Here is a 13,146-nt window from a genome sequence, read left to right as displayed (position 1 = left end):
ATTTAATTGAAAGATATACTAATGATGCTGAAAGAAGAACGATCGTTTAAAAATTTAATGATCGCTCGTTTTGTAGGCGGTATCGGAGACTGGTTTAGTAGCATTGCAATTTTAACATTATTACTCCAATTAACAGGAACAGGCTTAGCAGTTGGTATTACATTGGCTGCGAGAACACTTCCTATGTTAATTATGGGACCGATCGGTGGGATATTAGCTGATAAGTTTAATAAGAAGAAAATACTATTCACTGTAGATATTGTAAGAGGATTTATAATTCTTTCATTCTTGTTTGTTAATACAACAAACGATCTTTGGATTGTATATACTACTACAGTTGCGTTAGTAGTTTTCTCAGCTTTGGCTATTCCTGCTAGAGCTTCTATGATACCTGTAATAGTTAGCGATAAAAATATAGCTATGGCAAACTCGCTGGAACAAGTAATAAGTGGGACAGTGATGACTCTTGGAGCTGCATTAGGTGGTATTGTAGCTGCGCTATTCGGATCAAATGTATCATTTATTATAAACTCTTGTACTTTTTTAATATCTGCTATTTTTATATCTAGAATAGTGTTCAGCTCAAAAAAAGCTGAGGAAAATAGTATTAACGATTATGAAAAAGAGGAGTTAATTAGGTTTAGAGATGTTTTTAAAGAATCCAAGTTTATAAGGATTATTTTTCTCCAAGCTATACTATGGCCCATAGGGGGCGGAGCAATAAATGTTTTAATAAGCATTTATGGATTCGAGGTATTGGATGGTGGAAACGTAGGTGTAGGAATTTTATATAGTGCATTAGGGGCTGGATTCTTAATTAGCGGACTTATTGCGCACAAATTGAGTAGAAAATTAAAGCTTGCAGTCATAATGGCAGGAATTATTGAAGGTGGCTGCCATATACTTTTCAGCTTGTCACCTACTATATTTATAGCAAGCTTCTTCATAATTATTGCCACAATTGGAGCAGGTATTGGAAATGTTGCTGTTAACACCTTGATAATGAAAACTGTACCATCCAGAGTTCATGGGCGAGCATTTGCAATGTGTGATACTACATCAAGTGTAATTATCTCAGTTTCAATGATATCTACAGGAGTACTAGCAGGGTTGTTAAACCCAATTTGGATAGGTGTTGCTGGTGGGATAGTAATTATGAGCACTTCAATAATCGCACTACCAATCCTGAAAATGGATCTCAAAGAGCAAAATGTTTCTAAAGGTGAAAGTGTCACTACCATCTAAACTAATGATTATTATTTAAAGGAGGTGAAAATATGGTTAAAGATATAAAAGACATTTTAAATTTTGTAAAAGAAGAAGATAATTTTGATGCTAGTAGTTTTGAGGTAGGAATTGAACAAGAAGCTCAGTCCCAATACCCAACTATTACTGTTGTAGATCCTGTCAATGACAGTGAAACTAATGAGTTTGAATTGTAAAATAATTAGGAGAGATTAATTTCTCTCCTTTTATTATTCCAAAAAGGGGTGTAAATATGAGTTTAAAAGAAGCGGAAGAATTTCTACTAAAAGGTGATTTTGGAGATGGGATTAATTTAAAAGCGAACTTCAATATTTTTTCAAACGGTATGATAGATATGCTTTTTGATAATAAGATTTCATTAATACAGGATCTAAGTATAGCAAAAAAAATTGTTGGATCGGGAGCTGCTTTAATGTCAGCCTCTCGTTTTTCTGAATCTACAAAAGGAGATTTAGTAGAATTAATTGAGACTACGAGTAGAATTCAAAATCTTCCTAATATAGATTCGGAAACTATAAATCAAAAATACCCCTTGGAAGTTTTAAATGTACCTGAAACTAAAAGAGAAGGACTATTAGATATTATTCTAAATCGTTTTGAAGAAAATCTCTCTGCTAGTGGAGTTAATACAAAAATATTACATAGTGAAATTACTGAAGAAAACTTAAAGCACATAAGTGAAAGTTTAGAATTAATGTTTGAATACCTACCTTTGCTAAGCAAAGATGCACTAAATGCAGTCGAAGCTATTTTACCAATTAAATCAGGGGTTGAATCAGCTTTTATCTCTACCACACCATTAGTTATATATATTGATCAGACTCAATTCAAAAGCACTTTGAAACTGGCAGATGCTATATTTCATGAAGCTCTACACCAAAAACTACTGAATATTAGGCTTTCTAAACGATTGTTAAGACCAGGATATAATGATTTCGCAGGTATTCCGGTTCCAATACCTTGGGGAAATGAAAATTATAGAATGTTCTCAGTCGGGCGAGGGCTCGCAGCTGCTCATGTATATGTGCACCTAACTCTATTTCATGCTAAAGGATCAATATTGCATGGGGAACCTGAAAATTTTAAGGAACTAAATCAAAGTTATACTAGAGCAAATTATTTAGTTCAAACCTTGATGATGGATCACTTTAGACATGAGTTAGGTATAGATGGTCTTAAATTTCTTAGTTGGCTTAAAACTAGTCTAAGCCTTATTTCAAATCAGAACGAAGTGAAGGAGTTAATTAATAAACGCAACGCATTATTAGTCTGAATAGCAGGAGATGAAAAATGAGGTCCTCTTTAAATATAATAGATGAATTAAAAGAATATCGACAGTTTGCAAATTTCCAAAGAGTTTTAGAAGTGACGGACAATTTAATTTTGAGAGAGAGCTTTTATGAAGGATCTTTTATCCATTTCATAGCCGATTTAAATAGAGATGTTGTTTGGGATTTAGAATTAGTAGGTAATAGTTTAAAGGATAAAAAAGTTGATTTAACTGTTTTGGACTTAGGGTGTGGAGATGGCAGGTTAACCAAGTTCCTAAATAAGAATTCAATTACTTGTTATGGTTTAGATTATTCTGAAGACCAAATAAAAAAAGCTCGAGAGTTACAACCTAAAATTTCTCGGAATTTTATATTAGGTAATGTATTGGATTTTGAGGACTTTAATAAAATAGTAAATGATAAAGATATTAATGTAATAACTACAACTGCTGGCACCTTAAATTGCTTTAATGACGAACAATTAGATGTGCTTTTTTCAAACCTTAAAAAAACTTTCTCAAATAAAAGAGAAAAACAAAAGGGATATTTATATTTCCCGGTCTTCTCTGATGAATCAGTTAATTTTTTTGAGAATAATTTTAAAGGATCTTATTCAGTTCACTGTTTCAAAGATCATAATGAAAGGGATTTAATAGCTTGGACTAGTCTATTATACGATGTGAGTAAAAAAAGCTTATTACAACCAACCTTAATATCCAATGTTAACGAAGGGGAATTAGAGCACGAATTTAGTTTTACAATAGATAGAATATGGACAACGAGTGAAATAATAACGCGCGCTCAATCCTACGGATTTAAAGTGAGTTCAATAAAGAAAAGTGAAGTCAAAGGTGGAGGCGCTGAGAATGCCCCATTTAATCTCATAATAATCGAAATATAAGTAAGGAGATTATAAAATGAATAATAATTTTATCATTCTAAATAAAAATTGTAAGGTTAGTCCAATGGCTGAAGGAAATTCTGCATTTGTTTTTAATAAATCCCCATTTAAAGTAAGTATTATCGGGCCAATTTCTTTATCAATATATAAGTTGATAGAGTCGTCTGAATGTAACGGTGTTTCAACTAGAGTAATTGATGTAGTTAATAAGTTAACAAAAATTATCGAACTAAATTCTAAAGAAAAAGAAAGTGAATTTGAAAATTCAATACTAGTTTCTATAGGTCAACTGTTTCAGTTGGGTTTGATTGAACTAACCAACGGGGGGGAGTAGTTTGCTATTAAATGATGAACTAATTAGTTATATTAGATTTCTAAAAAACGAGCAATACTGGACAAATAAACCAAACTTTAATCAAGAAAATAATACAATTGAGGGTTTGTTTGACGTTGAAGCGCTACAGCATATACTTACTGAGAGCAGAATACCATTAAATTGTTTTAGAATGGTGGACAATGGGACAATGTTACACCATAGTAAATTCAGTAGAACAATATACGTAGGTGAGAAACCCGCAGCAAAAGTTCTAGATGGAAAAAAAGTTGCAGATGGTCTGAAGAATAATTTCTCATTAATATTGTCTTCTCTCGAAGAATTTTGGCCACCTTTAACAAAGCTCTGCAAAGAGCTAACTAAAGAATTAGGAACCAGAGTATCTTCATTTGCGGTGGTATCTCCACCATATGCAACAGGGTTTGTGCCACATATTGATAGTACAGAACAAATTGTGATTCAATGTTCTGGAGAGAAGAAATGGAATGTATATGAAATACCTAGTAACTTTAGAAAAGGTCAAGAAGTAGACCCAAATCAATTAGGATTAAAAACATTTGATGGAACTCTGTCAAAAAATAATTTTTTATATTTGCCTTATGGAGTACCACATAATGCTTTTGCTTCAGAGGAATTAAGTATTCATGTTACTCTAACAATTGAACCAATACGAATTAATGAATGGGTACTAAAATCAGTTAATGAGATATTGAAAGATAAATCATTAAATCAATTGACTTTACCTCCTAAATACAATGAATGTTCAAACAGTGAAAAAAAGATAGACGATGTTTATAAATATGTGGCGAACAAGCTTTTAGAAAAAAGGAATTTACTTTGATTTGTTTGCTTAAGAACACCGAAGTCTTTTTTTGATTGTGCAGTTTAAGATTGGATAAAAACAAAGTTTAATGGAATAACGAATAATTGAACTGAATCGTTAAATATTATTCGTTATTTCATGGTTTAAAACTTACCTAGCTCTTTCCAAAGTACAATTAATATAAATAAATTAGGTGTAAAAATTCTTCATTAAAACATCAATTACAAATAGAAAGAGTCATTTTCACCTATACACAAATTTGAGGGACTAGTGGGGGGGGGGTCCTAAAATAACCTACTTTCTTCTACTATATAAGTGTAACCTCATCTTAAATAAAAACGTGCCGATTTTGTGCCGATCAAGTTTGACATGACCTGATATGTTTTGAAGGGTGTATTTTAAAAAATATTAAAGAATAAGGATTCCAGATAGTAATGATACACTCTGAAATCCCTAATTAATCAAGTTCGAAATGGAAGGTTCAATCGGGTAACTATAGAAATAAAAGCGAGTCCTTATGGATTCGCTTTTTCTATGGAGTCGATTGGAAAGAGAGGGAGATGGCTGAAAAGGCTTATCCTGACCACTCAATTGATTTTGAAAATTTTATAATATGATTTGCAACTTCATCCGGTTTCTCTTCGGGAATATAATGGCCACAACCAGATATCTGATGACCAGTAATGTTTGTAATTGAGCGCTTCCACACATCTAAAACAGGCAAGCTGTGTAAGTTTCCTTGTTCTCCCCATAGAATCAGTGTCTTTTTATCAAGCATCCTTTTAGAAGTGGCTTCAATTTCATAACGTGGCAGATCAATATGATACGTTGCTCTGTAATCATTAAGAGCACCTAAAACGGCACCGGGTTGCATCCATGATTTTAAGTATGCTTCCCATGATCCATCGCTTTGTAATAATTCAAATAAACCATCGCCTCTACTTAATAAAAATTTTAAATAGATATCCTCTTTTCCTTTAATTAGTTCTTCAGGAAGTCCGTTAACCACTTGAAATGTCCAATGCCAGTATTTTGTCGCTGCATCAGCTGCTGATAATTCTCCATAAACGTACTCTGTTGGTAAAACGTCAATAAAAATAAGCCCTGCTACCACATCAGGAGAGTCTGAAGCTAGCCTTCTTGCTATCCTAGCCCCACGATCATGTCCAACAATTAGTGCTTGTTTGATTTTTAAGTGCTGTAAGAGTTCGAATATTTCACTCGCTACAATACTAGTATCATAGCTTTCCATATCACTAGGCTTATCAGATTCTCCATATCCTTTTAAATCAATGGCAATAACTTTATGGGTGGTAAGAAGCTTTGGAATGACATAACGCCAAGTCAACCAATTCTGTGGGAACCCATGAAGCAAGACGCAAACAGGACCATTTTCTAATCCTCCTGTAACATAATGTAATGATGTACCGTTTACATTAGTTTGATGGTGATTGATTTGTGATTCGAGTTCTTTAAGAATTGAGCTCACTAGATAACCTCCTGATCCTTTTAAAGATATCGCTTTCATTATAACATTCACAAAGGCGACGGTCGACTGAGTTTCCGGAGGTTTCCTCTTTCAATTTGACTTATTCAATGCCTCAAAGTTCTAACATAAGAGAAAAAGGAGGACACATAATAGCTTTCATGTGTCCTCCTTTTTGTATCATACTCATTCCTCAGCCTGTTCTTTGTAAAACTTCTTCTCTTCTTTTTCACTGCTAAATGTTACTTGTGTTGGGTAGTGAGCTTTGTTAAATGATCCACCACTTACGTCTTTTACGGTGTGGACCACGGTAAAGGCGTCGATGTCGATTTCACGTATTAATTTTTTGAGGAAGAATAGCTGTTGTTTTTTGACGACGACATAGACTAGGTTCTCTTCTTCATTTACATCATAATTCTTCCCTTGCAAAATGGTCGCATGTGCACCTAAGTTCTTTTGAACCGAGCGTGCAATGGATTCATGTTGATTTGAGAAGATGTGAACGATTTTCTTGGATTCGAAGCCTTCTAATACATAATCTGTGACACGTTTTCCGATAAAAAGCGCTACAACCGTATACATCGTTAACAGTGGGCCAATGACAAAGATCCCTGCTAGAACAACGAGTGTATCTAATATGAAGTTTGTACCGGTCAGGTCCCAGCCGAACTTATAATTTAACATTTTTGCAATGGTAGAGGTCCCACTCATCGTGCTGCCTGAGCGGAAGATAAATCCAAATCCGATGCCAGTGAACACTCCGGCATATAAAGCAGCAAGAAGTGCGTCGTCAATTGGATTTGCGATGTCTTGTAGAATAAATAGGAAAAATGAAAACAGTGGGACCGTAATAATTGATTTGACGATCATTGATTTGGGAAGATAACGATATCCAATGAGTAGAATAATTCCATTAGCAATTAGGGTTACAAGCGCTGGAGACCAATCAAGGCCAAAGTAAAGCAAAAGGGCAAGCCCTGCAACGCCACCTTCAGCAAGAGAGTTTGGCATAGCAAAAATGGAGATGGAGAGCGAGAAGAAAAATGTACCGAGTATCATTAAAGCGTAGTCTTTCATAAAGCCACTTCCTTACAACATTAGTGATCATTCTATCTCTGTATCGATCATTTCTAGTTATATAAATAACAGAATGTTGATAGCTCTGTAAAATGTTTGATGTACGGCTAATCGTACTAGTTTTGTGGCTTTAAAACAACCACTACATTATTCAAACAGCATAATATCTACATCTTTTTGATAATAATGAACCAGGATGGCGTGTAATTGGCCTCTATGGTGATATACATGAGCTAAAATCTCCAAGAGCCATTCATATCTTGTATAGGTGACACCCCAAAAAGAAGTTAACTCTTGTGATAAATCTTCTTCAGAATAGGATAAGTAGACTTCCTCAAGAGTGCGGAAATTATCAAGCATGGCTTTTTTTAGTTCGGGTAGGTGGGTAAGTGAGTGAAAAGAATAAAACTCTTCCATCTCAGCTTGTGTGGCTTCTGATGCAATAAGGAGATCAGCTTTACAAATCAAGGCGATGTGTTCGAGCAATTCGCCAATTGAATGTTTAGTAGGGGTGGGTCTTTTTGATAGGTCATCTTCTGATAGATGGTCCATGATTACAGCCGTTTTTTGTAAGGCTATTTTAATTTGGTTCAGTGCACTTTTACAATAGGCATTCACGGGTGACCTCCTTGATATTAATTTAGTAGGTTAATGAGCCACTTACATACCCAAACAATTTGACGAGGAATAAAGAGAATGATCTCAACAATCAAAAGCGGCCACTCGGACTGGGGTTGTTCATCTTTTCTTTGTTCTTCCTTTGGACTCATAGATCCTCCCTAACGAAATGTATTCTATATCGTAAATATATCATAATTGGAATTAGTTGTTAAATGAAATGTTGAAACAAAATTCTTTACTGATCGTTCTATTATTGGTATAGTGTATTTAAGAACGATCATTCTAAAAAGGTTAGGAGGGAGTTATTGATTCCTTCGTTGAGTAAAGGAGGCTATTATGGCAAGAAATAAAGAGTTCGATGAACAAGAAGTATTGAGTAAAGCGATGGAAGTATTCTGGAAACAAGGATATGAAAAAACATCGTTGCAGGATTTAGTAGATCATATGGGCATCCACCGAAGAAGTATTTATGACACATTTGGTGATAAACGCGCTCTATTTATAAAAGCATTAATGCACTATGAGGAAACAATAACTAAAAGGATACAGAAAAAAGTAGAATCAAAAATAAAGGTCAAGCAAGCGATAAGGGATGTTTTTGACGTGATTATCTATCCAGATGATCAGAATCCTAGAGGGTGTTTGACGGTGAATGCAGCTGTAGAGTTATCATTACTCGATTCAGACGTATCTAAAAAGGTTACGGAAATGTTTGATAAGACAGAAACTCTTTTTTATGACTTGATTCGACATGGTCAAGAAACTGGAGAAATCTCTACAACGATTGATGCTAAAGGATACGCACATTTTATTCATAACTCACTTGTAGGATTAAGAGTGATAGCAAAGACTACAGAAGATCAAAAAAAAATGAAATCGATTGTAGATGTAACGCTGTCTACATTAGATTAAACGAGGAGAAAGTTATATGAATTATACAGTTATTACAGGAGCAAGCTCAGGGATAGGGTACGAGTCAGCATTGGCATTTGCAGCAAAAGGAAAAAATCTAATCATTGTTGCTAGAAGAGAAAATAAATTAGAAGAACTTAAAGCTACGATTCAAACAATCAATCCAGAATTAGATGTAGTGATTCAAACGGCCGATTTATCACAGAGTGAACAGGCGTATACGCTATATCATCAATTGAAAGAATATAAAATAGAGACGTGGATTAACAATGCTGGTCTTGGAGAATCTTCCTCTTCTGTTTTAACTCAAGATCTAGATAACGTAGATACCATGCTGCAAGTGAATATTCAATCGTTAACGATTCTTTCAACATTGTATGCACGAGATTATGCCAATGTTGAAGGTACTCAGTTAATAAATGTATCTTCAGCACTAGGCTACGTTATTGCTCTAGGAAGTGTTGCCTATTCAGCATCAAAGTATTATGTCAGTGCATTTACAGAAGGCCTTGCAACGGAACTTGAAAAATCTGGTGCAACATTAAAGGCGAAAATTTTAGCACCGGCGATAACAGAGACGGAGTTTATGAGCCCAGGTATTACCGGAAAAGTAGATTATAGTTCGATCACACCTAAATTCCATACAGCAAAACAAATGGCTGGTTTTATGATCAATCTTTATGATAGCAATGAAGTAGTGGGAATTGTAGACGAGAATTATGAATTTCAATTAAGAAAACAAATCTATCCTTCATTTGGATTTTAATTTTTGGTCATTTTAGAATGAATGTTCTAAAAGGAGAAGTGTAATGAAACAGACTCAATCTATTTTAGCTAATGAATTAAAGCTTTCAAATGGGACTACCATTAAGAATCGTTTTTTTAAGTCAGCAATGAGTGAAGCATTGGCTTCGAAAAATCATAACACCTCAAAGTCCTTAATTCATTTATATGAGACGTGGGCTAAGGGTGGGAGCGGTCTGGTTATGACAGGCAATGTCATGATTGATCGAAATGCATTAGGAGAACCCGGAAACGTAGTTGTGGAGGATGAACGGGATTTAGAGATGCTTAAAAAGTGGGCGGAAGCTGGAACCAAAGATGGAACGCACCTTTGGATGCAGCTAAATCACCCAGGTGGGCAGTCACCTAAAACCTTATCAAAGGAACCTGTAGCTCCAAGTGCTGTTTCACTTTCAGGTAGTCTTAAGACGTTTTTTAATCAACCGCGTCCACTTCTTGGTAGTGAAATTGAAGACTTAATTACTCGTTTTGGAGAGGCTGCACGAGTGGCTAAGAAAGCTGGTTTTACTGGAGTGCAAATCCATGCAGCTCACGGCTATCTTATTAGTCAGTTCTTATCGCCCCACTACAACCAGCGCACGGATGAATGGGGTGGAAGTTTAGAGAACCGTATGAGGTTTCTACTTGAAACGTATAAAGAAATACGGGGTCAAGTCGGAGATCACTATCCGATTGGCATTAAATTGAATTCAGCTGATTTTCAACGTGGTGGGTTCACAGAAGAGGAATCGATGGAGGTTCTTACGAAAATGTCCGAAATTGGTATCGATCTTATTGAGATTTCGGGAGGGAATTATGAGAATCCCAAAATGATAGTGGGGGATGCAAAAGAATCGACTAAAAAACGTGAGGCGTATTTCATTGACTATGCAAGTAAAGCTAAAGAATTAATCCCTACTCCACTTGTTGTGACAGGTGGATTTCGGACAGAGGTTGGTATGACAGAAGCGATTGAAAGTGGAGCTGTCGATATGATTGGAATTGCAAAACCACTTGCACTTGTTCCCGACTTACCAAACAGGATCTTTCAAGGTACGTACGAAACCGTTCATACGAAACCAATAAAAACAGGAATTAACATGGTAGATAAGGCCGCTTCTATGCTTGAACTTGGCTGGTATGAACAGCAGCTGGCGAGAATGGGTAAGTTGAAATCTCCCAATCCGAACCACAACGTTTGGGTGTCTCTCATGCAAAATGCAATAGCAAATGGTCGAGGTGTCTTCTTAAAAAGAAGAGGATAACTATAAAACAACAAAGGGGAATAACGATGAAGAAGATTGTGGAAGAAACAAAAATAGGAAATGTTTCGTTGAAAAATAGACTGGCGATGGCGCCGATGACTAGAAGCAGAGCACAGGTTGATGGTACGCCAGGAGAGTTAGCCGCAGAGTATTATGGACAACGTGCTTCATTTGGTTTAATCATAACAGAAGGAACTCAACCTTCAGATGATGGTCAAGGATACTTAAATACACCAGGAATCTATACACAAGCTCATATTGATGGGTGGAAACAGGTAACGAGCCGAGTTCATCAAGAAGGTGGACGTATTTTCATTCAACTGATGCATGCTGGACGAGTTTCCCATCCTGATAATACACCACATCACCGACAACCTGTTGTCCCTTCAGCTATTGCACCTGGAGCAGAAATGTTTACAGCTGAGGGTATGAAGGATATACCAACACCTAGAGAGTTAAGCAAAAAAGAAATCAAAGAAGTTGTGAATGAATTTCGTTTAGCTGCCGCTGCAGCCATTCAAGCTGGCGCAGATGGTGTAGAGATCCATGGAGCAAATGGATATTTACTTCAGCAGTTTATGAGTGAAAACTCCAACCAACGAACGGATGAGTATGGTGGAACGATTGAAAATCGCGCAAGATTTGCGATTGAAGTCACAAAGGCTGTTATTGAAGAAATAGGAGCTGAGAAAACCGGCATCAGGTTCTCACCAGAAGGTACACTAAACGGGATCTTAGAAGGTGAAACAGGTAATGATCTTTATCGCTATTTAGTGAAAGAATTAAGCGGACTAGGTATGGCTTATCTTCACATCATGCATTTTGGAAATGAACCATTACTTAAAGAAGTCCGTCAGCTTTGGACACAACCACTCATCGTTAATAGAATGGGGCGTCCACTAGATCAACTATCTGTGGATATAGATAATAATCTAGCAGACGTTGCATCAGTAGGGATTTGGGCACTGGCAAACCCTGACTTTGTTGATAGATTGACTAAAGACGAACCACTTAATGATCCAGATCCAACGACATTATATGTGGGTGGAGAAAAGGGATATACAGATTATCCGTTTTTGACTAAGTAATACTTGATGACACAACGTGAACCGTAATGAAAAATTACGGTTCTTTTTTTCGTATCTGAAACTGAGTTTAAGAAGTGACTAACTTTAACTTGACGATATCTATAATTACCTATACTATTAAATCGTAAAGATTACGATTTAATAGAGGAGTGTACAGATGAAAAAGGTAATGATGGAATGGTCCAGTTTAACAGCTATTATATTTTTACTTGTAGGGTGTCAGACTTCTGGATCAGATGGTGGAGAGTCGGCCAATGCAGAACCACAGGCAACGGAGGAAGTAGAAGAAAGTGAACATGAGCATGGTAACGATGATAATGCTCCTGAAGATGTGATCATTACAGGGTTAGCAGATCATTACCACACAGGGGATACGATTGAACTTACAGCAGAACTTGAGGAAGATACTGAATATGATCACTGGCATTGGTACATAAGAGAGGATCATGACGACGAATGGGAAGCCGTTCCGGATCTAGGTGGAACAGACTATCAAGGTGAGGCTACGGTCGACGGTCAAGAAATCAAAGCTGTTCTTTTTGATAATGATCACGAAGCCTATGTTCAATCAGAACCGATAGAAGTTGTCATTGACGATCATGGACATGATCATAGTCATGCGCATGATGAAGAATCTCAAAAGATCTATGAGGGTTATTTTGAAGACGACCAAATAGAGGATCGTACGCTCTCTGATTGGCAGGGAGATTGGCAATCAGTGTATCCTTACTTGCAGAGTGGTGACTTGGATGAAGTCTTCACACACAAAGCTGAAGAAGGAGATATGACAGCTGAGGAATACAAAGAGTATTATGAAATAGGATATGAAACGGATGTTGATCGTATTGTGATTGAAAACAATACATTTACCTTCTTTGAAGAAGGCCAAGAATCTTCAGGAGACTATACGTATGATGGGTATGAGATATTAACTTATGAAAAAGGAAACAGAGGAGTTAGGTTTATATTCAAATTAGAGGGAGAAGCAGAAGGCATGCCTGGCTACATCCAGTTTAGTGATCATAGTATCTTCCCAACAGATTCACACCATTATCACTTGTATTGGGGAGACGATCGTGAAGCATTATTAGATGAAGTCACAAATTGGCCTACCTATTATCCATCTGATTTAGATGCAGATGAAATCGCTCACGAAATGATTGCACATTAAGGTTTAGTTGCGACAAATCTGAATAAACTCAACAGTTATTCAAACCAGCTTAAACTAGCGGAGTGTATGTCCGGAGCGGTAGCTACTCCCTAACTATGAATGAACAAAAACCCTAATCATTATGCTCGTTAAACAGCATAATGGTTAG

General features: G+C 36.2%; 15 protein-coding genes. 11 read left to right on the top strand and 4 right to left on the bottom strand.

What is annotated here, in order from left to right; all coding sequences use genetic code 11:
• Positions 1 to 6 precede the first annotated feature (6 nt).
• Genes J2S05_RS07075 through J2S05_RS07050 form a run of 6 tightly spaced genes read left to right on the top strand, consistent with a single transcriptional unit; the run spans position 7 to position 4,613 of the window.
• Positions 7 to 1,245 (top strand): MFS transporter, encoded by a 1,239-nt coding sequence (locus J2S05_RS07075; RefSeq protein WP_306981315.1) that lies wholly within the window; start codon positions 7 to 9, stop codon positions 1,243 to 1,245.
• Between the two features lie 32 nt (positions 1,246 to 1,277).
• A complete protein-coding gene (locus J2S05_RS07070; protein ID WP_306981313.1) occupies positions 1,278 to 1,442 on the top strand; it encodes a hypothetical protein in 165 nt (54 codons plus the stop codon).
• A gap of 56 nt (positions 1,443 to 1,498) precedes the next feature.
• Positions 1,499 to 2,539: a hypothetical protein gene (locus tag J2S05_RS07065; protein WP_306981311.1), complete on the top strand. Its 1,041-nt coding sequence runs from the start codon at positions 1,499 to 1,501 to the stop codon at positions 2,537 to 2,539.
• Between the two features lie 17 nt (positions 2,540 to 2,556).
• Positions 2,557 to 3,438, top strand: a complete 882-nt coding sequence (locus J2S05_RS07060; protein ID WP_306981309.1) for a class I SAM-dependent methyltransferase — start codon at positions 2,557 to 2,559, stop codon at positions 3,436 to 3,438.
• A 16-nt stretch (positions 3,439 to 3,454) separates the two neighbouring features.
• Positions 3,455 to 3,772 carry a hypothetical protein gene (locus J2S05_RS07055; RefSeq protein WP_306981307.1) on the top strand — a complete coding sequence of 106 codons (318 nt, stop codon included), beginning with the start codon at positions 3,455 to 3,457 and terminating at the stop codon, positions 3,770 to 3,772.
• 1 nt (position 3,773) lies between these two features.
• Positions 3,774 to 4,613, top strand: a complete 840-nt coding sequence (locus J2S05_RS07050) for a JmjC domain-containing protein (RefSeq protein WP_306981305.1) — start codon at positions 3,774 to 3,776, stop codon at positions 4,611 to 4,613.
• A 556-nt stretch (positions 4,614 to 5,169) separates the two neighbouring features.
• Here the strand turns inward: J2S05_RS07050 and J2S05_RS07045 are convergent.
• The 4 genes from J2S05_RS07045 to J2S05_RS07030 all read right to left on the bottom strand — a co-directional run bounded on the left by J2S05_RS07045 (position 5,170) and on the right by J2S05_RS07030 (position 7,928).
• Positions 5,170 to 6,084: an alpha/beta fold hydrolase gene (locus J2S05_RS07045; RefSeq protein WP_306981303.1), complete on the bottom strand. Its 915-nt coding sequence runs from the start codon at positions 6,082 to 6,084 to the stop codon at positions 5,170 to 5,172.
• A 183-nt stretch (positions 6,085 to 6,267) separates the two neighbouring features.
• Positions 6,268 to 7,158: a YitT family protein gene (locus J2S05_RS07040; protein ID WP_306981301.1), complete on the bottom strand. Its 891-nt coding sequence runs from the start codon at positions 7,156 to 7,158 to the stop codon at positions 6,268 to 6,270.
• A 147-nt stretch (positions 7,159 to 7,305) separates the two neighbouring features.
• Complete coding sequence (locus J2S05_RS07035) at positions 7,306 to 7,776, bottom strand: DinB family protein (protein ID WP_306981299.1); 471 nt, start codon at positions 7,774 to 7,776, stop codon at positions 7,306 to 7,308.
• Positions 7,777 to 7,793: 17 nt separating this feature from the next.
• Positions 7,794 to 7,928: a hypothetical protein gene (locus J2S05_RS07030; protein ID WP_306981297.1), complete on the bottom strand. Its 135-nt coding sequence runs from the start codon at positions 7,926 to 7,928 to the stop codon at positions 7,794 to 7,796.
• Positions 7,929 to 8,115: 187 nt separating this feature from the next.
• Between J2S05_RS07030 and J2S05_RS07025 the strand changes: the two genes are divergently transcribed.
• The 5 genes from J2S05_RS07025 to J2S05_RS07005 all read left to right on the top strand — a co-directional run bounded on the left by J2S05_RS07025 (position 8,116) and on the right by J2S05_RS07005 (position 12,998).
• On the top strand, positions 8,116 to 8,691 hold the full coding sequence (locus J2S05_RS07025; protein ID WP_306981296.1) for a TetR/AcrR family transcriptional regulator: 576 nt from the start codon (positions 8,116 to 8,118) through the stop codon (positions 8,689 to 8,691).
• Between the two features lie 16 nt (positions 8,692 to 8,707).
• Positions 8,708 to 9,457 carry an SDR family NAD(P)-dependent oxidoreductase gene (locus J2S05_RS07020; protein ID WP_306981294.1) on the top strand — a complete coding sequence of 250 codons (750 nt, stop codon included), beginning with the start codon at positions 8,708 to 8,710 and terminating at the stop codon, positions 9,455 to 9,457.
• A 43-nt stretch (positions 9,458 to 9,500) separates the two neighbouring features.
• On the top strand, positions 9,501 to 10,739 hold the full coding sequence (locus tag J2S05_RS07015; protein ID WP_306981291.1) for an NADH:flavin oxidoreductase/NADH oxidase family protein: 1,239 nt from the start codon (positions 9,501 to 9,503) through the stop codon (positions 10,737 to 10,739).
• A gap of 26 nt (positions 10,740 to 10,765) precedes the next feature.
• Positions 10,766 to 11,827, top strand: coding sequence for an alkene reductase (locus J2S05_RS07010; protein WP_306981289.1), 1,062 nt, complete (start codon positions 10,766 to 10,768; stop codon positions 11,825 to 11,827).
• Positions 11,828 to 11,984: 157 nt separating this feature from the next.
• A complete protein-coding gene (locus J2S05_RS07005) occupies positions 11,985 to 12,998 on the top strand; it encodes a ZinT family metal-binding protein (RefSeq protein WP_306981287.1) in 1,014 nt (337 codons plus the stop codon).
• The last annotated feature ends 148 nt before the right edge of the window (positions 12,999 to 13,146 follow it).

It is taken from the genome of Alkalicoccobacillus murimartini (assembly GCF_030813245.1).
In the GTDB taxonomy this organism is placed as follows: Bacteria; Bacillota; Bacilli; order Bacillales; family Bacillaceae_D; genus Alkalicoccobacillus; species Alkalicoccobacillus murimartini.
Note: the sequence above shows the minus strand (reverse complement) of the source record. Positions and strands in the feature narration are given on the sequence as shown.